Here is a 25,465-nt window from a genome sequence, read left to right as displayed (position 1 = left end):
GGTTGTGTGGGACAAAGGTAACGGCAGTATGAGTTTTCCAGGGCTGGTGGGCGTGCGAGTGACGGGAGCGTGGCGCTCCGCCCTGATTATCATGCTGGCAGCAGGGCTTGCCGGCTGCGGTACCAAAGCGGTCAATGACACGTACAGTCTTTCGGCAAGGCCGGCCGTCGAGGGCCGCGCATCGACCGGCAAGCAGATCCTCGTGCCCGAGCCGACGGCGCTGAAGGCGCTCGACAGCGATCAGGTCGTCATCCGCCTCTCCGGCGCGGAACTGCAATATCTCTCGAAGGCTCAGTGGAGCGACCGCCTGCCGAAGCTGGTACAGGCGAAGCTCGTCCAGGCCTTCGAGGATACGGGCAAGATCGGCGGCGTCGGCAAGCCCGGCCAGGGCCTGGCGATCGACTATCAGATCATCACGGAAATCCGCGCCTTCGAGATCTCGACGGAAGGTGCCGATACGGCCGTCGTCGAAATCTTTGCCAAGATCCTCAACGACCGTAACGGCACGGTGTTGGCGCAAAAGGCATTTCGCGCGACGGCTGGCGTGAGGGGCACGGGCAACCCGGCCTTCATCAAGGCGATGGACCAGGCCTTTGCCAATGTTTCCGCGGAAATCGTCAGCTGGACGCTCGGCTCGATCTGACGACGCTCATCTTGCAACGACCGTCTCGATCCGGTTGATCACTTCCGCGACGCCTTGGACGGTCCTTGCCGCCGCCTCGGCGCGGGAGGCTTCGGCTGCCGTCGCCACGAAGCCGGCAAGCAGGATCGTGTTGCCTTTGCCGGTCACGGTGACATCGGCGGCATCGAGGCCGGGCGTGACCGCCAGGAGATGGGCGACGCGGCGCTCCAGTTCGGCCGGGTGCTCCGCGGCCTGCCGCTCCGGCTCGTCGCCGTAAAATGTCCGCTTCTTGAAGATCATCGTTTTCACCTCGCTCGACGAAGGTGAAACGCCTGATCGCGTGCTTTGTTCGCCTGTTTCATTCGAAACAGCGGGATGTGGCCGATCCGTGCGATGGCTCGTTTCACGCGACGGGCGGCTCCGTCGCAGTCAGATCATACGGGGATACATAAAAATGCGCCGTTCTTGCTTCGCCACGGCTCTGGCGATGACCATTACACTTGCCTTCGCCATGCCGGCAAAGGCTGCAGACTACAGTTACGGCTGCAAGCCGGGTTGCGTCGTCAAGACTGCGAAGACCTACGGCGCCTACGGCAGGGTTGTGCTCAAGAGGGTGCGCGTTTGCAATTGAGGTCCGGCATCTTCGGTCTCCTGGCCACAGGGCGTCGCTCGCACGAGTGCTCGGGCAACGCTCGGCCACCGGATACCACGGCGACTTCAGCTGGAGGGGCGACCGGTCGCGAGCGCTTCCAAGACGATCGACATAACCCGATCCTTGCCCGCCAGGTAGTCCGCAAAGGTCGGCTGGGCAACAATATCAGGTTCGAGGCTGCCGGCCGGCACGTCATAGAGGTAATTCAGGATAAAGCACGTCGTGATCTTCGACAGGCTGCAGCCATGTTCCCAGTCGTGAAATCCGGTGGTGTATTGGACCGCAAGCTTGGAATGCGGGAGCATGGCAGCGCCGCCTTCGGCCCAGAACTGCATGCGATCGCCGATGTTCTCGCCGACGATTGTCACCCGCGCACCGCCATAATACTTCAGCCACGCGGCGGTGCTGATGCCGGCGGAGAACGTGTTGGCGGTGGTCAGGACGAACAACCGCCCCGTCGATGGCAGAAGCTCCGGCAGACGTCGGGCGAAATCCGCGGAAAGCAGATAGTTGCCACCGTTGTTGAACCTGAGGTCGACGACGGCGTCGCGAACGTGCTTTTCAGCTGCTTCATCGAGCACGTCGGCAAGGTATTGCGATAGAGCAATCGGTGCCTCGTCCCTGACGCGGTTGATCTGAACATAGAGCAGGTCCGGCCTGGGATAGGAATGCCAATAGTTGCGATCGGGCTGGGCGAGATAGGCCGGTGGCGCCACGCCATCAAGCACATGTCGCCAACCCGCAGGCTGGTCAGCCTGGGCGATCGGGCTCAGGTCACGGGCCGGCCAGAAAGTGTGTTTCAACGGCCCCTGCGTGCCGGGACGCGCTGCGAGCTCGACCGTAAGGGCACTGCCATCGGCAAGGCGCATGTCGTAGCGGATGCTTCCTGCCGTTTCGGCGAGGCCCGCCGCATGGAGAAGCTCCGGCGAAATGAGGAAGTTCGGCGCCAGCTCCCTGGCAAGGTTGGCAGGCCCGCCGACATATGGCCGCAGTGCCGCAAGCAGGGCGTCCGCCGCCTTGCCGTTTGCGCCGAGAACGTGCGCGCCAAGCAGGTGAGCCTGGTCTTCGGCGGCGGCTATCACGAACAGCCCGTCGGCAAACCAGCCGAGACGAATGGGCACCGCGTTGAAACTGCGGTCACCGACAAGTCCGAGCACGTTGGTATGGCCGTTGTCTACCAGCGCCACTGCCTTTGCAGCGCCCATGGCGAGATCGGCCCGGTCCATATCGCCGGCGCGCTGTTCCATCGCACTCAGCGCCCGTTTGAACTCGGCCTCGGTTTCCGGCGTGAAGCTTCGTTCGAAATCGACGAAATGCCGCAAATGTTCAAGGTCCTGCAGATTTCTCTCGAGCTTAGAAACGGCCGGCTTCGCCGGAGGTTCGGGGTAGGATCTCAGCTCCGGATAAAGCAGCAGGAAGGCAAGGGGGCCAACCGTAAGGACGAGCAACGACGCAACGACGATTGCGGAAAGCTTGAGCCACCGCCTGAAACGCCCCTGGCTTCGGCTGCTTTCCGGCGCAGCGTTCTCCTTCGACATGCATTCGTCCTTCCCGCTCGCGCCAAGGCTTGTTGATAGCACGTCCTGTAGATGTATATGGCTCTGGAAAAGGACAATAGGTTGCAGAGAATTTTCGAGAAGACCGCGTGAAGGACACTTGCGGCCAACAGAGGCGCGGTGAATGTCCGCCCTGGCAAACGGTTGCCAGAGGTGTCGACGCGAGCTCGTTTGCCGCGATCAGTCACATGCGGCGTACGTCAGCTGCCGGCATCCAATCTGCCGACAGCCTCGATCAGGAAAGCCGGTCTGGCCGGTGCTTCCCCAAACGCCGTTACGGCCAACGCACGACCGGGGGCAGGGACGACAGGATGGACTCGACATTGCCGCCGGTCTTCAGGCCGAAGATGGTGCCGCGATCGTAGAGCAGGTTGAACTCGACATAGCGGCCGCGGCGCACCAGCTGTTCGTCACGGTCGTCCTCGGTCCAGGGCGTATTGAAGTTGGTGCGCACGATCTTCGGATAGACGATGGCGAAAGCCTTGCCGACATCGCGGGTGAAGGCGAAATCGGCATTCCAGCCGCCTTGCTCTTCCGGCGAATGCAGCCAGTCGTAGAAGATGCCGCCGGTTCCGCGCGGTTCGTTGCGATGGGGCAGGAAGAAGTAGTCGTCGCACCACTTCTTGAACTTGGCATGATCGGCGACCGCATGGCGGCCGCAGGTGATCTCCATCGCCCGGTGGAAGAGCTGCGTGTCCGGATCCGTCATGACGCGGCGGCGATCGAGCACGGGGGTGAGGTCGGCGCCGCCGCCGAACCAGTTGCTGGTCGTCACCACCATGCGGGTATTCATGTGAACCGCCGGCACGTTGGGATTGACCGGGTGGGCGATCAACGAGATGCCGGACGCCCAGAAGCGCGGATCTTCGGCCGCACCCGGGATCTGGCTGCGGAATTCGGGCGAAAACTCGCCATAGACGGTGGAGGTGTGGACGCCGACCTTTTCGAAGACGCGGCCTTCCATCATCGACATGCGGCCACCGCCGCCCTTGCCGTCCTCGCGGCTCCAGTCCTTGGCAACGAAGCGGCCGGGGGCGCGGTCGGACAAGGGCCCGGTCAGGTCGTCCTCCACAGCTTCGAAGGCGGCGCAGATGGTGTCACGCAGCCCCTCGAACCATGCACGCGCCTCCGCCTTCTTGTCTTCGATGTCTGCGGGGAGGCCCTGGGGTAGCTGCGGTCGTTCCATGAAAAATACGTCCTGTTGGCGGGATATCCCGATGAAATGCCGCCGATTCGATTGAAGTCGCCACAGTTCACACTTTGGCGCTGATGGCAACGGCGGTCCAGCGCCTCGGCCACTCTGTCGCGGCTGGCGCAGCACGCCCCAACCGAACCCGCACAAAGCTCTGGCAAAGGCGAGGTTGCCTCACTATCTTACAGATCAGAGGTATAGCCCATGGCGAGAATACCTGCAGGCCCGCCGCTCGATGGATTGCGGCGGCAGATCGCCCGGCACCGCCGGGACAATCCGACACGAGGCGATGGCCTTTTCGTGCGGGAAACCTTTCGGCTCGATCGCAGTGCCGCCCGCGCGAAAGCCCGGGAATGGTTCGACACCTGGCCCAAGGCCGCCTACTGGACAGAGGTGGAAAGCTGGCGCCAGCTCGAGGGCGACGAGATCGAGTTCACCATGCGCCGACTGCCGACTGCCGACTGACCATAGGGTCCGGCGGCGACGGTGCCGTATCGTCGCTCTTCGCAAATCCCGCGATCTGTCGACCTGCGGTCGCAACAGTGTCACAACCTCAGGGCTAGAAGGGAGGGACCGCCGCCGCTCCCCTCTTTCCCCTCGACCCTCCGATGCCCGTCTTTCGCTCCGTTGCCGTTCTCTCCGTCACCCAGATCGTCGCCTGGGGCGTCATGTTCATGGCCGTCTCGGTGACGGCTGCGGACATGGCGCGAGACCTCGCGCTCGACCCCTCGACCGTCTATCTCGGTCCGACCGTCATGCTGGTGGCGATGGCGCTGGTGTCACCGCTCCTGGCGCCGCTCTATGAGCGTTACGGTGCGCGACTGATCCTGGCGGCAGGCTCGACATTGGCCGCACCAGGACTTTGGCTGCTTTCCATTTCCATGGAGGCGGTCACATACTTTTGTGCCTGGGCAATCCTCGGCGTTGCAGGGTCAGCGACGCTCACGACATCGGCGCACATCTTTCTGAGCGATATCGCCGGGGCCGGCGCACGGCGGGCAATCGGAGCACAGATGCTGGCGATGGCCCTGGCGCCGAGCATCTCCTGGCCAACAACGGTCCTGCTGCAGTCGCTGCTCGGCTGGCGCCTGACGTTGTTTGCCTATGGCTGCGCGATGCTGTTCGTCTGCGCGCCCTTGCATCTGCTCGCGCTGCCGCGGGCATCGCAGGGCAAGACGGCGACGGCCGGCGTGCGGCCCGACCAGATCGGCGCGATTGCCCGAGCCGCACCGCCCGGACGTGTCGCAGTTCTGATCACGGTCGCCGTCGCGCTCAACGGCTTTGTTACCTGGGGTTTCCAACTGGTGGCGATCGATCTCTTTCGCAGCTTCTCCGTACCCGAACACCTGGCGGTCGGCTTCGGATCGGCGATCGGCGTCGTGCAGCTTTCGGCGCGCCTCTTCGATTTCCTTGGCGGCAATCGCTGGGACGGGCTTTCAACGGGCCTCGTCGCCGCGATCATCATGCCACTGGCACTGATTGCGCTCATCGCAGGCAACGGCAGCGACTGGTCGATCGTCCTTTTCCTGCTTCTCTATGGCTTGTCGAGCGGCGCCATGTCCGTCAGCCGGGCGACCATGCCCCTCGTGTTCTTTTCGGCCGGAGACTATGCCTCGGTCATGGCGCGTCTCGCTCTGCCGCTCAACCTCGCCTTTGCCGTCGCGGCGCCGTTCTTCTCCTATGTGTTAGGCGCCGTCGGCAATCGGTGGGCGCTGTCCATAGCGATGCTGTTTTCGCTCGGGACGCTCGCAAGCATGGTTGCCCTCGCGCGGCTGCGACCGCCGAGCGAAACGCCTTCGTAACTCGTTCGGTCGCGGCTCCTCTTCAGGGGTGGCTGTCTTCATCCATCAGCCGCGGGCCGGCGCCTTCCATCGACAGGACGTCGTGCGGGTTGCGCAGCGGACATTCACGCAGGGAGAGGCAGCCGCAGCCGATGCAGCTCGTCAGGTGGTCGCGCAAGGCCATCAGGCTGGTGATGCGTTCGTTCAGTTGCTCGCGCCAGTTTTCGGACAATCTGCCCCAATCCTCGACCGTCAGCGGACGATCGTCCGGCAGAACCGACAAAGCGTCCTGGATCTCCGACAGGGGGATGCCGGTCCGCTGCGCCACCTTGATCACGGCGACGCGCCTCAGCACGCTGCGCGGATAGCGCCGCTGGTTGCCGCGCGTGCGGTTGCTGCGGATCAGCCCCTTGGTCTCATAGAAGTGCAGGGTGGAGACGGCGACGCCACTGCGCTCCGCCACTTCGCCCACGGTCAGTTCACGGCGCAGTTCGCTATTCTTCACGATCGTCATGATGCCTATTGACCTCAACTATTGTTGAGGTTTTATAGCATTGGCTCCATGAGTGAGACAACAGGAGCCTGACCCCATGACTGAGAAAATGACCCTTGCCGTAATCTATGGCAGCGCGCGCCAGGGTCGCTTCTGCGATACGGTCGCCAACTGGTTGATCCGGGAACTTTCGGCGTCCGAGACCTTCACCCTGACGATTATCGATCCGGCGCGGCTCAGAACCTCGCGTGGTCTCGGCGCGGCGGTCAATCCCGGCGAATGGCTGGAGCGCAAGATCGCCGAGGCCGATGCCTTCATCATCGTCACGCCCGAATACAATCACGGCTACCCGGCGGCGCTGAAGGAACTGATCGATTCGGTCTACGAACCCTGGCACGCCAAGCCCGTTTCCTTCGTCTCCTATGGCGGCGCCTCGGGCGGCATTCGCGCCGTCGAGCAATTGCGCCAGGTTTTCGGGGAACTGCATACGGTGACGCTGCGCGATGGCATTTCGCTTGCCAAGGCGTGGTCGAAGTTCGATGCGGCTGGCAATCTCTACAAGCCCGAGGAACTGCGCGCGCCGCTGTTCTTGATGATGGACCGGCTGACCTGGTGGGCCCGCGTCCTCAAACAGGCGCGCAAGAGCGCGCCTTACAACGAGGTAGCGGCGTAAACGCCAACTGCCCACAGTGGCCGGTTTCGCCTTCGGCGACGCCGGCCACGGCCAACAACCAAGGAGGTCGCGATGTTTGCGCTGTCAGAGTGGACAGACCTGCCGGATCGCTTCGCCGGCGATCATCGCGGCGGAGATCGCGATATTCAGCGAGCGCTGGCCCTCGGCCATCGGAATGAGGATACGGCCGTCGGCGCGCTCGTGCACATGATCGGGCACGCCGGCGCTCTCCCGTCCGAAGAGCAGGATGTCGTCGGGACGGAACTCATAACGGGTATAGGGCAGGGCAGCCTTGGTGGAGGCGAGCACGAGGCGTCGACCGCTTTCCACGCGCCATTCTTCGAAGCGCTCCCAGTTGACGTGGCGGGTGAGCGCCACCGACGCGATGTAATCCATGCCGGCGCGCTTCAGGTTGCGGTCCGAAAGGTCGAAGCCGGCCGGCTCGATGACATCGACGCCAAGCCCGAGGCAGGCGGCCATGCGCAGGATCGTGCCGGTGTTGCCGGGAATGTCGGGCTGGTAGAGGGCGATGCGCAGGTTGTTCATTTGGCTGCGGCTGCTCCTGAAGGCGATAACGGAACGGAGGGCGGTCTCGGCTCCTATCGCACCGAACCGTGGGGCGATCCACCCTTCGGAGGGACGCGCCACCTTCAATTTCGTGCCGCTGATTTTGCCGGCGCTAATCTGTGCCGAAACGGCAACAGATGCGCGAGCGATGAAAAAATGTGCACGAAACAGTCTGCGACAATCTGGCATGGCGACGCGAATAGGGGTAGAGATCGAGCCTCTTCAACGCGAACCGACGGAGGCAAACATGACTGTATCGATGTTGACACGCCTTCCAGGAGTAGTGGGCCACCGTTTGGCCTGACCGGTTCCGCGACCTATCTTTTAACCGAGATCGACGCGCTTCCGGGACTCCGGAAGACGAAGCCCTTTTCGGGCCAGCATTTCCGGACTGACTTTTTCATCATAAGAATGCGGGACGAATTCCCGCTTTCCTTCAAAATACTCTGAAGGAGCAATGCAATGTTTGGCTGGTTTGAATCCCGCCTCAATCCCTATCCCGCGGAGGAGCCGACGGTCCCTCCGAAGACGCTGTTCGGCTTCTGCTGGCATTATTCCAAGCCGGCCGTGCCTTGGCTCGTCATCATGTCGGTCTGCACGGCGCTGATCGCCATCGGCGAGGTGGCCCTGTTCCAGTTCCTCGGCAACATGGTTGACTGGCTGTCGAGCGCCAACCGCGAGACGTTCCTTGAAGCCGAGGGCGGCAAGCTCTTCTGGATGGGAGCGCTTGTTCTCATCGGCCTGCCGGGCCTGGTGGCGATCGATTCCCTGATCATGCACCAGGTGCTGCTCGGCAACTATCCGATGATCGCCCGCTGGCAGATGCACCGCTACCTGCTGCGCCAGAGCATGACCTTCTTTGCCAACGAGTTCGCCGGACGCGTGGCAACGAAAGTGATGCAGACGTCGCTTGCGGTGCGCGAGACGGTGATGAAGATCCTCGACGTCTTCGTCTACGTCGTCAGCTATTTCGTCACCATGCTCGCCGTCGTCGCGACCGCCGACTGGCGGCTCGTCATCCCGCTCGCCATCTGGCTGGCGATCTATATCTGCATCGTCAGCTATTTCGTGCCGCGGCTGCAGAAGATCTCCAAGGAACAGGCCGACGCGCGTTCGATGATGACGGGCCGGATCGTCGACAGCTACACCAATATCGGCACGGTCAAGCTGTTCTCGCATGCCGGCCGCGAGGAAGGTTATGCCCGCGACGGCATGGACGGCTTCCTCGACACCGTGCATCGGCAGATGCGCAAGGTGACGCTGTTCCATATCCTGGTCTATGCCAACAACAGCATCGCGCTCTTTGCCATCGCAGCCCTTGGCATCCACCTCTGGCTGACGAGCGCCATCTCGGTCGGCGCGATCGCGATCGCCGTCGGTCTTGCCATGCGCATCAACGGCATGTCGCAGTGGATCATGTGGGAAGTCTCGGCGCTGTTCGAGAATATCGGCACGGTCTATGACGGCATCGGAATGATGACCAAGGCGCACGACATCGTCGACGAGCCGGACGCCAAGGCGCTGAAGGCGGACAAGGGGGCAATCGCCTTCGACAACATCCGCTTCCATTACGGCAAGGCCAAGGGCGTCATCGATCACCTCTCGCTCAACATCGAGCCGGGCGAGAAGATCGGTCTGGTCGGTCGCTCCGGCGCCGGCAAGACGACGCTGATGAACCTGCTCTTACGCTTCTACGACCTGGAGGACGGCGCGATCCGGATCGACGGCAAGGACATCGCAGCCGTGACGCAGGACAGCCTGCGTTCGCAGATCGGCGTCGTGACGCAGGATACCTCGCTCTTGCACCGCTCCATTCGCGACAACATCGCCTACGGACACCCGGAAGCGGACGACGAGGCGATCATCGCCGCGGCGAAGAAGGCGAATGCCTGGGAGTTCATCCAGGGGCTCGAGGACAACCAGGGCCGCAAGGGCCTGGATGCCCAGGTCGGTGAACGCGGCGTCAAGCTGTCCGGCGGCCAGCGCCAGCGCATCGCGATCGCCCGCGTCTTCCTCAAGGACGCCCCGATCCTGATCCTCGACGAGGCGACCTCGGCGCTCGATTCCGAAGTCGAACAGGCGATCCAGGAGAACCTGTTCGCGCTGATGGCGGGCAAGACGGTGATTGCGATCGCCCATCGCCTGTCGACGCTGACGGAGATGGACCGGCTGGTGATCCTCGAGGCCGGACGGATCGTGGAAACGGGTTCGCATGCCGAACTCGTCGCCCATGGCGGACTTTACGCCGATCTCTGGTCGCGCCAGTCGGGCGGCTTCATCGCCGACGATGTCGAGAAGGAAGAGGCAGCAGAATAGAAACAGCGGCCCGCCGTTCGCAAGAGCGGCGGGCCGCTCTCTTAGATGTTACGCATTTGTAATCTGCAATTGTGTCGAAACCGATTGCTGTTCCCGCCGAACCGCCTATATCGGAACCATGCTCAGCGCCATCGTCAGCCTCTTCGAGAACTGGATCAAGCCTTTCGCACCGCGCGAGCGCCTGCAGCCGCCGCAATCGCTCTCAGGCTTCGCCTGGTTCTATGCCAGTCAGGCCAAGGGGCCGTTCATTGCGATGGCCGTGCTCGGCGGGCTCGTCGCCATGCTGGAGGCGGGGCTCTTCTATTTCGTCGGCAGGCTTGTCGATGTGCTCGACACCGTTAAGCCCGAGGCCGGATGGAACGGCCTGATCGCGGTCAACGGGCCGGAACTGTTGTTCATGCTCCTGACCGTGCTGCTCTTCCGCTTCGTGGCGGTGTCGCTGGCAGCCCTTGTCGAGGAGCAATCGATCACGACAGGGTTTCTCAACCTGGTGCGCTGGCAGTCCTATGTGCACGTCGCGCGCCAATCCCTGACCTTCTTCCAGAACGACTTTTCCGGGCGGATCGTCACCAAGGTCTGGTCCGGGGCGCAGGCGACGAGCGACCTCATCGTCTCGCTGCTGCAGGTCGTCTGGTTCATCGTCATCTACACAGCCTCCACCATGGCGCTGGTGGCGCAGCTCGATTGGCGCCTGGCGGCGATGGTCGCCTTCTGGATCGTCGTGTTCCTGTCGCTGGCGCGCTATTTCGTTCCGCGCATTCGCAAGCACGCCCGCGACACGGCCGAAATGGCCTCGATGCTGAACGGTCGCATGGTCGACGCCTATTCCAACATCCAGACCTTGAAGCTCTTCGGACGCGACGAGGAGAACGACCGCTACATCCGCTCCGGCTTCGACATGTTCCAGCGTGCGGTGATCCCGTTCACGCGGCTCTTGACGGCGGTGCGCGCTTCGCTGGCGCTGCTTTCGGGCCTGATGATCACGGCGATCGCCGTCTATGCGATCCATCTCTGGCTCGCAGGTTCGATCAGCTCCGGCGCCGTCGCCTTCACCCTGGCGCTGGTGCTTCGGCTCAACATGCTGCTTGGCCGCATGATGACCCAGTTCAACTCGATCATGCGCAACATCGGCACGATCCAGAACTCGGCCGAGCTGGTCTCGCAGCCGATCGGTCTCGTCGACCGGCCCGATGCGACGGACCTTGCGGTGAGCAAGCCGGAAATCCGCTTCGAACATGTGCGCTTCCACTACGGCAAGGGCGAGCGCGTCATCGACGATTTCTCGCTGGTGATCCGGCCGGGCGAGAAGGTGGGTATCGTCGGTCGCTCCGGCGCCGGCAAGTCGACGCTCGTCAACCTCCTGTTGCGCTTCTACGATCTCGAAAGCGGGCGCATCCTGGTCGACGGCCAGGACATTGCCGCCGTCAGGCAGGAATCGCTGCGGGCGCAGGTCGGCATGGTCAGCCAGGATACCTCGCTCCTGCACCGCTCGATCCGCGACAACATCCTCTTCGGCCGGCCGGATGCCGACGAGGAACAGCTGATCGCCGCGGCGCGCAAGGCCGAGGCCTATGACTTCATCGTCGACCTTCAGGACCAGCGTGGCCGCAAGGGGCTCGACGCCCATGTCGGCGAACGCGGCGTCAAGCTTTCGGGCGGCCAACGGCAGCGCATCGCGATTGCCCGGGTGATGCTGAAGGATGCGCCGATCCTGGTGCTCGACGAAGCGACCTCCGCACTTGATTCAGAGGTGGAAGCGGCGATCCAGTCCAATCTCGACCGCCTGATGCAGGGCAAGACGGTGCTCGCGATCGCGCACCGGCTGTCGACGATTGCCGCCCTCGACCGGCTTGTCGTCATGGACAAGGGGAGGATCGTCGAAGAGGGCACGCACGCCGAACTCGTTGCCCGCGGCGGTCTCTACGCCGGGCTCTGGTCACGCCAGTCAGGCGGATTTCTCGCCCGGGAAGAGGCGGCGGAGTAGGGTACCGCAAGAGCACCCTCGGGGGCACCTTCAAGCCCATCTGGCGGGCACAAATTCCGCCTAACTGATGGCCGTCAAGTCCTTGTGCCAATTGGCCGCGCTTTTCCCCGCGACAATCTGCCCACATCCCCTTGTCAAGGCTGGACATAATTTGCGATCAAGCATAGAACGCGCCGGATTGACGGGGATTCTGCGGGCTGTGTGCGCGCAGAGTTTTTCCGGATTCTGGTGCCGATGTCGCGTTGCAACTGCAGGGCGACGGAGCATCAGCACTATGAATAGGGCGTGGTTCCTTGACCTGGATCAAACCGCAAGGGGCAGGAATTTCGCCGGGGGCGGATGCGGTTTCCGCAATATTGCGTGAGAGGATGGTTTAGCCGTGAGCGAACACGACACTTCAAGCGAGGCCTTGGGCGAGCCCACACGCCGCGATTTCCTTTATCTGGCTACCGGAATGGCAGGCGTCGTCGGCGCTGGTGCCGTCGCCTGGCCCTTCATCGACCAGATGCGTCCGGATGCATCCACGCTCGCGCTCGCCTCGATCGAGGTTGACGTTTCGAGCCTGCAGCCCGGCATGTCACTGACGGCGAAATGGCGCGGCAAGCCGATCTTCATCCGCAACCGTACGGAGAAGGAAGTCGAAGAGGCAAAGGCCGTCAAGCTCGACGAGCTGAAGGACCAGGTTGCGCGCAACGCCAACCTTCCGGCCGACGCGAGCGCGAGCGACCTCGATCGCTCCGCCGGCGAAGGCAAGGAAAACTGGATCGTCATGATCGGTTCCTGCACCCATCTCGGTTGCGTGCCGCTCGGCCAGGCCGGTGATTTCGGTGGCTGGTTCTGTCCCTGCCACGGTTCGCACTACGATACGGCCGGCCGCATCCGTAAGGGTCCGGCGCCGGAGAACCTTCACGTGCCGACCTTCTCGTTCGTATCCGACACAGTTATCAAGATCGGTTGAGGGGACTACTGATAATGAGTGCTGAACATTCAACCTACACGCCGACGACTGGCATTGAGAAATGGGTTGATTCCCGTCTGCCGTTGCCGCGTCTTGTTCACGATAGCTTCATCAGCTACCCGGTTCCCCGGAACCTGAACTACGCCTACACCTTCGGCGCCATGCTCTCGGTCATGCTGATCGTCCAGATCCTGACCGGTATCGTGCTGGCCATGCACTACGCCGCTGAAACGACCGTCGCCTTCAACTCGGTCGAAAAGATCATGCGCGACGTCAATCACGGCTGGCTGCTGCGCTACATGCATGCCAACGGCGCATCCTTCTTCTTCATCGCCGTCTACCTGCACATCGCCCGCGGTCTCTACTACGGCTCGTACAAGGCTCCGCGCGAAATCCTCTGGATCCTCGGCGTGGTCATCTACCTCCTGATGATGGCGACCGGCTTCATGGGCTACGTTCTGCCCTGGGGTCAGATGTCCTTCTGGGGCGCGACCGTCATCACCGGCTTCTTCACCGCGTTCCCGCTGGTGGGCGAGTGGATCCAGCAGTTCCTGCTCGGTGGCTTTGCCGTCGACCAGCCGACGCTGAACCGCTTCTTCTCGCTGCACTACCTGCTGCCCTTCATGATCGCCGGCGTCGTCGTCCTGCACATCTGGGCCCTGCACGTCACCGGCCAGACCAACCCGACCGGCGTTGAAGTGAAGTCCAAGACCGACACCGTTCCCTTCACGCCCTATGCGACGCTGAAGGATGCGCTCGGCGTTTCCGTCTTCCTGATCATCTATGCCTGGTTCGTCTTCTACCAGCCGAACTTCCTCGGCCATCCGGACAACTACATTCCGGCTGACGCGCTGAAGACGCCTGCTCACATCGTTCCGGAATGGTATTACCTGCCGTTCTACGCGATGCTGCGCGCCATCACCTTCAACATCGGCCCGATCGACTCCAAGCTCGGCGGCGTTCTGGTGATGTTCGGCTCGATCATCATCCTGTTCTTCCTGCCCTGGCTCGACACCTCCAAGGTTCGCTCGGCCGTCTACCGTCCGTGGTACAAGCTGTTCTTCTGGATCTTCGTTGCCAACGCCATCCTGCTCGGCTGGCTCGGCTCGCGTCCGGCAGAAGGCCTGTATGTCGTGATGTCGCAGATCGGCACGCTGTACTACTTCGGCTTCTTCCTCGTCATCATGCCGGTCCTCGGCCTGATCGAAACGCCGAAGCGCATTCCGAATTCCATCACCGAAGCGGTCCTGGAAAAGAAGAATGCCAAGGCGCAGCCGGCTGCCGTACGCGCCTGATCAGAACAGCGATTGATAAGGAACCCACAACAATGAAAAAGCTTGTTACAGGCATTCTGTCACTCGCTGTCGTCGCTGGTCTCGGTCTCGGTGCGGCTGTTGCCGAAGAGGCAAAGGGCGGCGAGGAGCATGGCGGCGGTACGCCCCACTATCCGATCCACAAGCCGGAACAGCAGGACTGGAGCTTTGCCGGTCCCTTCGGTCACTACGACAAGGGGCAGCTTCAGCGCGGCCTGAAGGTCTACGCCGAAGTCTGTTCGGCCTGCCACTCGATGAACCTGGTGGCCTTCCGCACTCTGGAAGGCCTCGGCTACTCGGACGCGCAGGTCAAGGCGTTTGCGGCGAACTACGAAGTCCAGGACGGCCCGAACGCCGACGGCGAGATGTTCACCCGCAAGGCTGTCGCCTCGGATCACTTCCCGTCGCCCTACGCGAACAAGGAAGCCGCTGCCGCATCGAACAACGGTGCAGCTCCGCCGGACTTCTCGCTGATCGCCAAGGCGCGCGGCATCGAACGCGGCTTCCCGCAGTTCATCTTCGACATGTTCTGGCCTTACCAGGAAGGCGGCCCGGACTACATCCACGCACTGCTGACCGGTTACCAGGACCCGCCGCAGGGCGTCGAAGTGGCTGAAGGCACGCACTACAACCCGTACTTCGCAAACGCTGCCGCTCTGGCGATGGCCCAGCCGATCTCCGCCGACCAGGTCACCTATGACGATGGCACGCCGCAGACCGTCGACCAGTACGCCAAGGACGTTTCGGCGTTCCTGATGTGGGCTGCCGAGCCGCACCTCGAAGATCGCAAGCGCACCGGCTTCATGGTCATGGTGTTCCTGCTGATCTTCACCGGCCTCGTGTACCTCACGAAGAAGTCAGTCTACGCCAACAAGGAACATTGATCGGCCGCCAGCGACGCTGGCTCTGATTGAGATCCAACGAAAGGCCCCGGTTCGTCCGGGGCCTTTTCGTTTTTCAGGCTTCTCGACGCGTCATCGTGGCTGCCCGGGTGAGAAGCTTCGGTGAAGGAGAAGCTTCGTTCGCAAGGCCGCGGAGCACCGTTCGGAGAGACCGCGCTGGTCAGCCAATGATCTGCCAGGAGACGGGCAGGGATGAACCTCGCCGACATCGCCGATGCCAGTTCAGGGGCTACGGCTCGCTGAACTCAGCGCAATCATTTTGCCGGCGAACTCCCGAGCCACATCCGATCGACTTCAGGATGACACGCTGCAGTTCCCGGATTGCCATGAGCCAGTTGCGGCGCCGATCGGCTGCCGGCTGTCGTCGATCTTCGCCGCCTAAACCCGAGCTCGAGGCAGTCGGCGTTCCCGCCAGGTGCCACCACCGAGAAAGCATAACATCAAGTCCCCTGGTACATGCCTTTGGCATTTGCCTTGGTTCCCGCCCCATGCAAACGATTGCATTTCAGCAACACCCACTCCGCCTTGGATCGCTGGATCCGCGTTAAGCTCATCTGCATGTTATGGTTGCATTAACTGTTTGTGGCCGCGTACAAGATGATGTCACTCAGTAATCAAAGGATTGAAATCCAATGCGTATTTCATTCGGGCCAATCGCGGTCGCGGCCGCGATCGGCCTTGCTTTCGTTCCCGGTATGGCACAGGCGGAGAGCTATTCGGTACTCGCTAAGCAGGGTTATGCGACCGGCAAGCTCTCCAGAGGCAAATCCGGAGCCTGGGGTTGGGTCGTCGGCAACGGCGAGAAGAAGTTCTTCTGCCGGATGAATGTCGCCTCGGCCTACGTCAACAAGAAGGAGATGGTGAGCTTCACGGCAAGCGGCCGAATGCTCAAGATCGACCGTGCGACCTATGACGGCGCGCTCGGCGGGTCGGATCCGAACAAGCCCTATTTGAAGGATCTCCAGGCCGGCCGCGTCAAGGCCGCTGACGTGGGCGGCTGCTCGCCGCTGCGCTGAACCGGCTCGACCGCCGCACCTTTCCTTCAGCCCTGGACGAAGGCGAACGCCGGGCATGCGGCAGCTCGACACGCTACGGCTTTCGCTGGGTACCTAAGGGGACGAGCGGGTCGGGTGGCGGCGGTGAAGCGCCCGGCAATGTTAGGGGCTTGCGGTACCCGTTGAGCGCGATCGATTGGCCGCGCACAATGGAAGCGATCGATCACTTCCCTTCCTCAAGGGCCCGCAAACGAAAACGGCCCCGTCGCGAGACGGGGCCGTTTCCTTTGTTCTCTATGCAATCCGCTTAGCTGAAGCGGCCGGCGGCGTGGGCGAGCATCGTGTAGACCTTGCCGGTATCCGACGTCAGGTAGGTCTGGGTGATGCGCTTGTCCGGGTCGTTGCGGGCGACATCGGCGAGCAGCTTTTCGAAATCGGCGATGTAGCGGTCGACGGCGGTGCGGAATTCCGGCTCGCGGTCGTACTTGCGCTTGATCTCGTCGAAGGTCTGCTGGCCCTTCAGCGTATAGAGGCGACGGGTGAAGACGTCGCGCTCGCCGCGCTGGTAGCGGCGCCACAGCTCGACCGAGGCATCGTGGTCGATGGCGCGGGCGATATCGACCGAAAGCGAGTTCAGCGATTCAACCACGTGACGCGGGTTGCGGCTGTCGCCGGCACGGGCCGTCGGCTGGGCCTCGGCCGGACGCTGGGGGGCCGGCGAGGGTGCCTCTTCGCGCGAGGCTGCACGCAGCAGGTCCCGCATCCAGCCGCCACCTTCGGCAACCTCGTTGCTGACCGCCTGCGACGGCGCCGGCTGGCGCACCGCCGGCTGTTCGATGCTAAGGCTGCCCCGCAGTGCCGGCGCCGGTTCCTGGCGGCGCGGCTGCTCAACGACCGGCTGCTGGGCTACCGGTTGCTGTACGACAGGCTGCTGCACGACCTGCTGCTGGGCGACGGGCTGCGCCTGTGGTACCGGCTGTTGCTGCTGCACCGGGCGGGCGACCGGAGCCGCGGCCGGCTGCTGGCGCAGCGGCTGGGCGACTTCGAGCTGTGTCGAGGACTTGCCGATGATATCCGACAGTTCCTGCAGCGCCTTGATCTGCTCGCCGACGGCGCGGCGCATGACGGCTGCATTCTCCTTGGCTTCTTCCGGCAGGTCGAAGGCACCGCGCTTCAGCTCTTCGCGGGTCATGTCGAGTTCCTTGCGGATCTCGCCGGCCGAGCGGCGGATTTCGTCGGTCGCACCGCTGAAGCGACCGATCGCCTCGTCGATGGCGCCGCGAACGGCGTCGCGCAGCTGGCCTGCGACGCCATCGGACTTCTTGCCGCTCTCGGTGAGCATGCGCTCGATATCGGACACCGAGGCCGCAACGCTGCCACGCAGACGCGAGGCCACTTCCTTGGAGCGCTCCTCGGCATTGGCAAAGGCACCCTCGATCGATGCGCCGGCGTCTTCGCCGACCTTGGCGATCGCCTGGCGAAGGGCTTCCGATGCGCCGAGCGCGCGGCCTTCGACAGAAGAGAGCGTCTTGTTGACGTCGGCAAACGAGGTCTCGACGCCGGAGCGAAGGGTGTTGGCGATCTGGCGCGAACGCTCCTCGGCGCGGCTGAAGACCTGCTCGACCGAGGCGCCGGCTTCGTCTCCGGCCTGGGCGAGTGCGTTGCGCATGGCTTCCGCCGCTTCGGCAGCACGCTGCTCCGTGCTCGACAGCAGACGACCGACATCCGAGAAGGACTGCTGGATGCCGTTGCGCAGGTTGCCGGCAACGAGGCCCGAACGCTCTTCGGCGCGCTGGAAGGCGCCGTCGACGAAGCCCTCGAGCGCACGCATCGTGCGTTCGATCTCTTCCGAGCGCTGCACGAGGCCGACCGACAGGGTGCGCAGCGCATCCTGGCGCTCCTCGAGCGTGCTGACGAGGTTCGACTGGGCGGCGCCGAGCAGGTCGGAGGCCTGGCCGAGGACCCGCGAGTGGTCCTCGAAGCGGCCGACGATGCCGCCGATCTGCGAGAGCGTCGAGGCCGAGATATCCGAGAGCTTGTCGACCTTGCCTTCGATGAGACGGGTCGAGGTCGACAGCATGTCGGAGGCCTGGCGGGTGGATTCCGAGACCCGGGCGATCGTCGATTCCAGACGCTGGTCCATTTCGCCGAGATTGCTGCTCGCCTGGTCGATGACCGTGGCGATGGCGGCATTGTTGTTGGCGAGCTGGTCGATCAGGCCCAGGGCGGTCGACTGCAGACGGTTTTCGACCATCTTCATCGCCTTGGCCGTCTCTTCGGCGCGGTAGGAGATCGCGTTCAGCGTCTCGCCGGTGCGCTCGGCGATGGCGTTGACCAGTGCTGCGTTTTCCGCACGCAGGCGGTCGGCGCTTTCCTGCGTCACGGCGGCGATACGTTCAGCTGCCTCGCGGCCGGTCGCCGCATACTGATCGATGACCGGGCGTGCCTGCTCGTCGATCAGGCGCGACAGCTCCATCGAGCGGCCGGCGAGCATCGAGTTGAGCTCGCGGGTGCGCTCGTCGAGCGTGTTGCGGATCGCGTCGCCTCGGGCTTCCAGTGCCTTCTCCGTATTGGTGAGGCCCTGGTGGATGTTGTCGGCATGGTTGGCGATCTGGCTATGCGTCGCGGCCAGACGTGCGGTCGCCGTGTCCGCCGCATCGGCGATCGAGCGGGCAAGCTCGGCGTGACGGGCTGCGGTGGCTGCCGCCTTCTGCTCGATCGAGCTGGCGAGATCGGCGTGGCGGGCCGCTGTAGCGGCCGCCGTCTGGTCGATGGTGTTGGCGAAATCCGCCTGGCGCGCGGCAAGTGCGGAGGCGAAGTCCTCGCCTGCCTTCGACAGCAGTCCGGCCGAACGGGCGGCTTCCGCGTCGATTTCCTGGGCTGCATCGTTGATCGCGCCACGAAGGCTGTTCACCAGGCCAGCGGCCTTGTCTTCGATGCGCACGGCTTCCGCGTCGAACTCCTGCGCCACATCGCCAACGGCGTTGCGAAGCGTGTTGACGAGGCCGGCGGCCTTGTCCTCGATGCGCACGGCTTCCGAGCCGAACTCTTCCGCCACGCCGCCAAAGGCGCTGCGCAGGTGACCGACGATGTCGGATGTCTTGCCTTCGAGGCGGGCTGCCTCGGCGTCCAGATCCTGCGTTGCTTCGCTGACCGCGCCGCGCAGGCTGCTGACCAGAACGGCCGCCTTGCCCTCGATGGTGCGGTTGACGTTATCAAGGCCGATGTTGAGGGCACGATCCATCGTGCCGAGACGTTCGGCGATGCGTTCCGCACCGGATTCGATGGCGCCGGAGATCCGGGTCGCCGCCATTTCGCTCATGCGATCGATGTCGCCGGCCCGTTCGCCGAGGCTGGCGGCGATGCGCTGTCCGGCGCCATCGACGATCTCACCAACGCTGCCGACGCTGTCGCGAACGCGGTCTTCGAGCGAGCTGAGGCTGACTTCCAGACGCAGGCCGGTATCGTCGACCAGCGTGTTGACGTTGTCGACGCTGCCGCGGATGCGATCCTGAAGGACGCCGAGGCTGTTTTCGATTAGCGTACCGGTGTCACCGACGATTGCGTTGACGCTGCTGACACTGCCGCGGATCCGGTCCTCGAGCGCATTGAGGCCACCTTCGACGCGGGCTGCGGCGTCGTCGACGACGGAGCCGACATTGGTGACGCTGCCGCGAATGCGGTTTTCCAGCGCGCCCAGGTTGCTTTCGATCCGTGCGCCGGTGTCGTCGACCACTGCGCCGACATTGCCGACGGTGCCACGAATGCGGTCTTCGAGCACGCCGACGCGGGTTTCGATATGCATGCCGGTTTCGTCGACGATCGAGCCGATGTTGCCGGCGCTTTCGCGCATGCGTTCTTCGAGAGCGCCGAGGCTGGTTTCAACGCGCATGCCGGTATCGTCAAGGCGATCGTTGAGACCGTTGATCGACAGGTCAACGCGGTTGGTGAGGCTGTCGGCGGCCAGGCTGATCTGGTTGGCGGTTTCGGCCAGACGCTCGGCAATGTGGCCGGTGGTCGAGCGCATGCGGCTGTCGAGCGCTTCGCCGCTGCGGTCGATGACGCCGGCAAGCGCCGACTGGCGCTCTTCCAGAGACATTTCCAGCATGCTGGCGCTGGTGGCGAGCGTGGTGGCGATCGAGGTCGACTGATCCGAAAGCATGCCTTCGAGCTGGTCGCGGCCCTGGCCGACGGCGAGGTTGATGGCATTGATGCGGTCGTCGAGCGTGGCGCGGATCTGGTCGTGCGTGGACGACAGAGTGTCGCGCAGGTGCTCGGCCCGGCCGCTCAGCGTTTCCTCGATTTCCGCTGCCTTGCCGGCGAGCGACGCCGTCGCTTCGGTGGTGCGGGCCGTCAGGGCGTCGGCGATGTGCGCGCTGGTCTCGGTCAGCGTGTCGGAAATCTTGCTGACACGGCCGCTCAGATCCTCGGCAATGCGGGCGCTCGTCTGGGTGAGGGTGTCCGAAATCAGGCTGACGCGGCCGCCGAGGTTTTCGGCAACGGCCGAGACGGTCTCCGACAGCTTCTGCTCGATGTCGCCGACGCGATCGGTCATGGTTTCGGCAACCGCGGTCGCCCGGAAGGTCAGGCTGTCAGCCACGTCTTCCGCATGGCGGCTCAGCGTGTTGGCCATCTCGTTGGCGCGCGACGACATCGTCGAGGTGATGGCTGCCGCACGTTCTGCGAGCACGCCGTCAAGGGCCGAGGTCTGATTGGTGAGCGCGTCGGAGATCGCTTCGCCGCGTTCGGAGAGCACACGCTCCAGCCGGTCGGCAGTGCCGCTGACGGCGCTGTCGATCGAGTCCGCGCCCATCGACAGTATGGTTGAAAGGGCGAGCGTGCGTTCCGACAGGGTGTTGTCGAGACGATGCTGGCTGGCCGCGATCGCGCTGGTGATCTCGTCGGTCGAGCCGCTGAGGGTTTGTTCGATGCGGGCGTGGGCTGCCTGCAGTCCGTCGACGAAGGCCGCGGTGCGGCTGTCGAGACCTTCGGTCAGGCGCTGCTCGCTGGTCGTCAGCGCGCTCGAAAGGGCGTCTGCGCGCTGGCCGAAGCCGTTCTCGATGCGGTCCTGGGCCTGGGTGAGGGCGCCCATGAGGCCGCTGGTCTTTTCGGAGAGCACGGCGTCGATGCGGCTGTGGGCATCGCCGATCATGGTGCCGAGCTCGGAGGTGCGGCTCGCGATCGTTTCCTCGATGAAGTCCTGGGTCGCGCCAAGGGTGGTCGCAAGCGTCAGCGACTGGTCGGAGAGGGCGGAGCCGATCTTCTCGATGCTGCTGTCGAGTGCGCCGCCGATCGCTTCCGAACCGCCCGAGACGGTCTCGTTGATGCGGTGCAGGCTTTCCATGAGCTTGGTGTCGAGCAGGCTCGCGCGCTTGTCGAAGGCGGAGGCAAACTCGTGGAAGCGTTCGTCGAAGGCCGTTGCCAGCTGGCCGACCGTCGTCTGCAGCTTTTCTTCGAAGAAGCCGCCGCGCAGGTCGAGGTCCATGATCGCGTCGTCGGCGCTCGAGCGCAGGCTCTGGCGGAAGCTCGCGCCCTTTTCGTCGAGCGTGGCGTTGAGCGAGGCGAGCACGTGGTCGAGGCCGCCGGTGATTGCCTGCTGGCCGACGCTCAGGCTCTCGTTGAGGTCGCGGGTGCGGGCGATCAGCGTTTCGTTGAGCTGGCGTGCGCGTTCGTTGAGCGCCGCATTCAGCTTCTCGGTGCTGGCATCGAGCGAAGAGGCGCGGGTTTCGAACTGGCTGAGCAGATCCTCGCCGCGCTTCGTCAGCGTGTCGCTGAGCTGGTCGAGCCGGGTGTCGAATTCGGTGCTGAGACCGAGGCCGGCGGCGGTCAGGCCCGAAAGCAGCGCATCCGTGCGGGTCGTCAGCATGGTGCCGATCGTCTGCAGCGCGTTGTCGGACTTCTCGCTGAGGGCGGCCGCGCGGGTATCGATCAGCGAGGCAAAGGCTTCGCCCGAGATCGCAATGCGCGAAGCAATGTCTTCGCTTGCCTGCTCCAGGTCGTCCTTCAGCTTGCCATGGGCACCGGAGATGGCCGAACGGATACGCTCGGAATGGCCGATGATGGCTTCGCGCTCAAGCCCGAGTTCCTGCACCAGCGTGCGCACGCGCAGCTCGTTTTCACTGTAGCTGCGTTCAAGCGCGTTGACCTCGGAATGCACGAGCGTTTCGAGCTCGGTGGCCCGGGCAATGGTGCGCTCGATGCCTTCGTTCATCGCCGAGACTTCGCGGCGGACGGCCTGACCGACGGTCATGACACGATCGGCAGCAGCCGTTTCCGGCTCGGCAAGACGGAGCGCGACTTCCGCCATCGACCGCGCGGCGTTGCGCAGTTCCTGCGCGCGGGCGATCATGATGGCGAAGGAGAAGAACAGCATGATCGGCAGCACGATGCCGATCGCGACGCCGACGGCGCCGGGGGTGGCGGCGAGGTCGCTCAGCGAGCGGATCTGCCAGATCTGCGGCCCGTAAAGCAGGTTGGCGACACCGAGGCCGGCGACCGCCCAGACGACGGACACCAATGCGGCAACGCGGATCGCGGCGCGATTGGAGCGCACGTCGAGCGCGCGTAGCATCGCAGCCGGCGAACGGCGGCCATCGTCGTTGGCGGCGGAAAGGGACGGGGACTTGGGCGCAGGTTCCGGAGCGAGCGTCTTGGCCGCTTCTGCAGCACGCGCCCCGCGGGATGGTTCCGGCTGAGGCCGCGCCTTCTTATTCTGATCGGGCGTCGCCGCCTGATTGGTGGGCTGAGACACATTTTCCTCCGGATCATCCAAGGAAGTCTTGTCATTCGGGCTCGATGCAAGCTCGTCGAAATCAATCTTCAGGGCCGCTTCCAGAGCCTGGAACGCCTTTTCGTCGATCGACTCATTGCTCTTTTTCGTCGCCATAGGGATACGCCTCATTACCTTTTGCCCAACTTGGGAAAACGGCCTCTCGCCCGTAGCGGGCAGGGCATCTTCTTCATGGGCGGTGACGGCAAGATACGCGCATCGGATCTACGCATTACCCTACTGATCACCCACTGCATTGCCTCGACGGATAGTCGCATTTGTGGCCGAAAGGGACCACGCGCAGAGCTTATCCACCGGAACGGTTGCCATTTTCGTACGCGGGGCCGTTCCTAAGCGTATCGTAGTGACACATTAGCTGGGTTCTTACAATTAAGAGCGCTCGGGGTTGATTAAAATCCTAATGAATTCTTAATGCGGTAGGGGCGGAAAAGCCGGAAAAGATAAGGAAATCAGAGAGTTTAACGGGTATTAACCATTTTCCCAGAATCCTGCCTATATTGCGCCCGGTTTTAAGCCAATAGGTGCCGCGGCCCGCCGAAGATGGAAGTCTTGAGAGTGCGGGCGCCGGCACCGCTCGCTTATGGAAGCGATGCCGAAACAGCCCAACATCAAACAAACAATAGGGAAATTGGCTCATGGCGGCCCTCAGGATTGCCTTTGAAGCCCCGGACAGTCCGGGAAACTCTTCTGCGTCAGGCAAAAAGCCGATCGACTTTGCCCACCTCGCCGTTCAGACGATGGGTGACAAGGCGCTCGAAATCGAAGTGCTGCAACTCTTTGCGCGCCAGGCGCGCCAGGTCTTGAAGGAGATCGTCGAGAGCGAGGGCATCGTGCGTGCCCAGGCCGCACATCGGCTGAAGGGCGCAGCCCTTGCCGTCGGCGCAGTCGACGTCGCAAGCGTCGCCGGCGCGATCGAACACAATCCGGCCGAAGCCTCGTTCTGCGACACGCTCGCAGCAGCCGTGCTCGAAGCCGAACACTTCATTCTGAAGCTCTGCCGCTAAGGCTCAAGAATGGATGGGGGCCCTGCCGGCCCCGATCCCCCGACCGATGCCCACATCTTGCGGCAAGGCATCGTGCCGACGGTGATGGCGGCAGATGCCATACACGGAATGATGGCCGTTGTTGACTGGCCGGCCGATTTGTTGGAAGAACTTTCCCTGAATTTGCGCCCGCGGCGTTCCTTCTCAACAGGCCTTGCGCCCGGCCAATCCACCAGTTTATTCCGGAAAGAGACATGACAAAACTTACGATCGTTGCCTTTGATGGCGCGCGCCATGAACTTGATGTCGAGAACGGCTCCACGGTCATGGAAAACGCCGTGCGCAATTCTGTTCCCGGCATTGAGGCAGAATGCGGCGGGGCCTGCGCCTGCGCGACCTGTCATGTCTATGTCGACGACGCCTGGGCGGCGACCGTCGGCGCTCCGGAAGCCATGGAAGAAGACATGCTGGACTTTGCCTACGACGTGCGGCCAACGTCGCGGCTCTCCTGTCAGATCAAGATGAGCGATGCGCTGGACGGTCTCGTCGTCCATGTGCCGGAACGCCAAGCCTGACGGCGCGGCTGCCCCCTACGCCTTGCTTCTGGGATCCCCGCAAAAAAAAGCGCCTCGCCGGTCGTTGGACAAGCGAGGCGAGGAGGGCGCATCGCATACAGATGAGGGAGGGAACATCTGCTGCACCAAGACACGCCAGGAGAACCCGTTCCGGCTCCGCTGTTCGATTTGTTCTTTTTCTTTTCAAGTGAACAACGTTGCGCAATTCAAAGTAAAGGCAACATCTAAGCTTATCGCGCCGCGACTGCGTCGCGCTTAATCTATTGGTTTCGTGGGGCTAGTCTTTGTCCCGGCCCCTCTGTCCATGATTTGAATATAGATGAGTCGCTGGCCGGCAGCCATCGTTATATTTCACCAATAAAATACTGTGGGTATTGCCGCCGAAATGGGCCGAGCCGGGACTATAGTCCGGCTCTTCTTCCAGGTGTCGGTCTTGCTACCTACTGTTGCGCTTTCTTGAGCGTTTCCAGCCGGTATTGCAGCAGTCGGATCATGCGCTTGTCGAAGTTGGCGGCCTCGGTGCGGTCGAACCGGGCCTGGTCCTTGTCATGCGCCTCGATCGCGATTGCGCTGGCGCGCGCGACGCTTGCCTGCATTTCCTCGCAACTGTCCTGGGGCTTCAGCGCCAGGAACGTCTTTTCCATCCGCCGTGCATGGTTGCGGGCGATTTCCGCATGGCGCTCCTCGTGGCGCTTGATGTCGCTCGACAGCGTGTCCCAGACGAGGGCCAGGTCGCGACCGGCCTGGCGGCGGTACTTCCACTTCGGCAGAATGATGCGCGTGTTGAGCGTCACGCGCGCCGAACCCACGGCGCAGCGTCCGCCGCGGCTGACATAGGTGATCGAGCCGCCAAACTTGATGCGCGTGGCGCCTGGATGGCGGGCGCCGGTCGACTTCATCAGCGGTCCGCTTGCCGACAATGCCTTGTCCAGCTCTTCAGCCGTTCTGCCACCGATCGAAAAATACGAAAAACTCTTGTTGACGACGGTTTCACCCGAGGCTGCACCGAGCGGGGTGGCAACCAGGAGGGTCAGAAGGGCGACTTTGAACGGGACGCGTACTCGGGACATCAATGCGTGGTTCTCTTCGGTTGAACTTCAATCAAGCTTGGGG

General features: G+C 63.3%; 20 protein-coding genes. 13 read left to right on the top strand and 7 right to left on the bottom strand.

Annotated elements, in window-relative coordinates; genetic code table 11:
* Nucleotides 1–28: 28 nt before the first annotated feature.
* On the top strand, nt 29–643 hold the full coding sequence (locus tag C1A35_RS09915) for an ABC-type transport auxiliary lipoprotein family protein (RefSeq protein ID WP_104664153.1): 615 nt from the start codon (nt 29–31) through the stop codon (nt 641–643).
* A gap of 6 nt (nt 644–649) precedes the next feature.
* Here C1A35_RS09915 and C1A35_RS09910 read toward each other — a convergent pair whose 3' ends face one another.
* Complete coding sequence (locus C1A35_RS09910; RefSeq protein WP_104664152.1) at nt 650–922, bottom strand: BON domain-containing protein; 273 nt, start codon at nt 920–922, stop codon at nt 650–652.
* Between the two features lie 154 nt (nt 923–1,076).
* Here C1A35_RS09910 and C1A35_RS35870 point away from each other — a divergent pair, with 154 nt between their 5' ends.
* The gene (locus C1A35_RS35870; protein WP_158665033.1) at nt 1,077–1,253 is read left to right on the top strand and encodes a hypothetical protein; all 177 of its coding nucleotides are present in this window, start codon (nt 1,077–1,079) and stop codon (nt 1,251–1,253) included.
* An 86-nt stretch (nt 1,254–1,339) separates the two neighbouring features.
* Here C1A35_RS35870 and C1A35_RS09905 read toward each other — a convergent pair whose 3' ends face one another.
* Together C1A35_RS09905 and hemF are read right to left on the bottom strand one after the other, a co-directional pair.
* Nucleotides 1,340–2,812: a hypothetical protein gene (locus C1A35_RS09905; RefSeq protein WP_104664151.1), complete on the bottom strand. Its 1,473-nt coding sequence runs from the start codon at nt 2,810–2,812 to the stop codon at nt 1,340–1,342.
* Nucleotides 2,813–3,104: 292 nt separating this feature from the next.
* The gene (gene hemF, locus C1A35_RS09900) at nt 3,105–4,016 is read right to left on the bottom strand and encodes an oxygen-dependent coproporphyrinogen oxidase (RefSeq protein WP_104664150.1); all 912 of its coding nucleotides are present in this window, start codon (nt 4,014–4,016) and stop codon (nt 3,105–3,107) included.
* A 210-nt stretch (nt 4,017–4,226) separates the two neighbouring features.
* Between hemF and C1A35_RS09895 the strand changes: the two genes are divergently transcribed.
* Both C1A35_RS09895 and C1A35_RS09890 read left to right on the top strand, forming a co-directional pair.
* A complete protein-coding gene (locus C1A35_RS09895; protein ID WP_060585034.1) occupies nt 4,227–4,487 on the top strand; it encodes a hypothetical protein in 261 nt (86 codons plus the stop codon).
* A 143-nt stretch (nt 4,488–4,630) separates the two neighbouring features.
* A complete protein-coding gene (locus C1A35_RS09890) occupies nt 4,631–5,824 on the top strand; it encodes an MFS transporter (protein ID WP_104664149.1) in 1,194 nt (397 codons plus the stop codon).
* Nucleotides 5,825–5,846: 22 nt separating this feature from the next.
* Here the strand turns inward: C1A35_RS09890 and soxR are convergent, their stop codons facing one another.
* Nucleotides 5,847–6,317, bottom strand: coding sequence for a redox-sensitive transcriptional activator SoxR (gene soxR / locus C1A35_RS09885; RefSeq protein WP_104664148.1), 471 nt, complete (start codon nt 6,315–6,317; stop codon nt 5,847–5,849).
* 76 nt (nt 6,318–6,393) lie between these two features.
* On the opposite strand from soxR, the gene C1A35_RS09880 reads away from it, so the two are divergent.
* Nucleotides 6,394–6,969: an NADPH-dependent FMN reductase gene (locus C1A35_RS09880; protein ID WP_104664147.1), complete on the top strand. Its 576-nt coding sequence runs from the start codon at nt 6,394–6,396 to the stop codon at nt 6,967–6,969.
* 84 nt (nt 6,970–7,053) lie between these two features.
* Here the strand turns inward: C1A35_RS09880 and C1A35_RS09875 are convergent, their stop codons facing one another.
* Nucleotides 7,054–7,515 carry a tRNA (cytidine(34)-2'-O)-methyltransferase gene (locus C1A35_RS09875; RefSeq protein WP_104664146.1) on the bottom strand — a complete coding sequence of 154 codons (462 nt, stop codon included), beginning with the start codon at nt 7,513–7,515 and terminating at the stop codon, nt 7,054–7,056.
* 483 nt (nt 7,516–7,998) lie between these two features.
* On the opposite strand from C1A35_RS09875, the gene C1A35_RS09870 reads away from it, so the two are divergent.
* The 6 genes from C1A35_RS09870 to C1A35_RS09845 all read left to right on the top strand — a co-directional run bounded on the left by C1A35_RS09870 (nt 7,999) and on the right by C1A35_RS09845 (nt 16,025).
* Nucleotides 7,999–9,852 carry an ABC transporter ATP-binding protein gene (locus C1A35_RS09870; RefSeq protein WP_104664145.1) on the top strand — a complete coding sequence of 618 codons (1,854 nt, stop codon included), beginning with the start codon at nt 7,999–8,001 and terminating at the stop codon, nt 9,850–9,852.
* Between the two features lie 118 nt (nt 9,853–9,970).
* Complete coding sequence (locus tag C1A35_RS09865; protein WP_104664144.1) at nt 9,971–11,836, top strand: ABC transporter ATP-binding protein; 1,866 nt, start codon at nt 9,971–9,973, stop codon at nt 11,834–11,836.
* Between the two features lie 379 nt (nt 11,837–12,215).
* Nucleotides 12,216–12,794: a ubiquinol-cytochrome c reductase iron-sulfur subunit gene (petA, locus tag C1A35_RS09860; RefSeq protein WP_034794992.1), complete on the top strand. Its 579-nt coding sequence runs from the start codon at nt 12,216–12,218 to the stop codon at nt 12,792–12,794.
* Between the two features lie 14 nt (nt 12,795–12,808).
* Nucleotides 12,809–14,089 (top strand): cytochrome b, encoded by a 1,281-nt coding sequence (locus C1A35_RS09855; protein WP_104664143.1) that lies wholly within the window; start codon nt 12,809–12,811, stop codon nt 14,087–14,089.
* Nucleotides 14,090–14,121: 32 nt separating this feature from the next.
* Nucleotides 14,122–14,991, top strand: a complete 870-nt coding sequence (locus C1A35_RS09850) for a cytochrome c1 (protein WP_104664142.1) — start codon at nt 14,122–14,124, stop codon at nt 14,989–14,991.
* Nucleotides 14,992–15,641: 650 nt separating this feature from the next.
* Nucleotides 15,642–16,025, top strand: coding sequence for a hypothetical protein (locus tag C1A35_RS09845; protein ID WP_104664141.1), 384 nt, complete (start codon nt 15,642–15,644; stop codon nt 16,023–16,025).
* Between the two features lie 286 nt (nt 16,026–16,311).
* On the opposite strand, the gene C1A35_RS09840 is transcribed toward C1A35_RS09845, so the two are convergent.
* On the bottom strand, nt 16,312–22,575 hold the full coding sequence (locus C1A35_RS09840) for a kinesin (protein ID WP_440271517.1): 6,264 nt from the start codon (nt 22,573–22,575) through the stop codon (nt 16,312–16,314).
* A gap of 854 nt (nt 22,576–23,429) precedes the next feature.
* On the opposite strand from C1A35_RS09840, the gene C1A35_RS09835 reads away from it, so the two are divergent.
* Both C1A35_RS09835 and C1A35_RS09830 read left to right on the top strand, forming a co-directional pair.
* Nucleotides 23,430–23,798: an Hpt domain-containing protein gene (locus tag C1A35_RS09835; protein WP_104664139.1), complete on the top strand. Its 369-nt coding sequence runs from the start codon at nt 23,430–23,432 to the stop codon at nt 23,796–23,798.
* A gap of 233 nt (nt 23,799–24,031) precedes the next feature.
* Nucleotides 24,032–24,352 (top strand): 2Fe-2S iron-sulfur cluster-binding protein, encoded by a 321-nt coding sequence (locus C1A35_RS09830; RefSeq protein WP_104664138.1) that lies wholly within the window; start codon nt 24,032–24,034, stop codon nt 24,350–24,352.
* 440 nt (nt 24,353–24,792) lie between these two features.
* On the opposite strand, the gene C1A35_RS09825 is transcribed toward C1A35_RS09830, so the two are convergent.
* The gene (locus C1A35_RS09825; protein ID WP_104664137.1) at nt 24,793–25,422 is read right to left on the bottom strand and encodes a DUF922 domain-containing Zn-dependent protease; all 630 of its coding nucleotides are present in this window, start codon (nt 25,420–25,422) and stop codon (nt 24,793–24,795) included.
* Nucleotides 25,423–25,465: the final 43 nt, after the last annotated feature.

Source organism: Ensifer adhaerens (genome assembly GCF_002940685.1).
GTDB lineage: Bacteria > Pseudomonadota > Alphaproteobacteria > Rhizobiales > Rhizobiaceae > Ensifer > Ensifer adhaerens_E.
The sequence above is the reverse complement of the archived record's forward strand: the minus strand, read 5'-3'. Positions and strand labels throughout refer to the sequence as shown.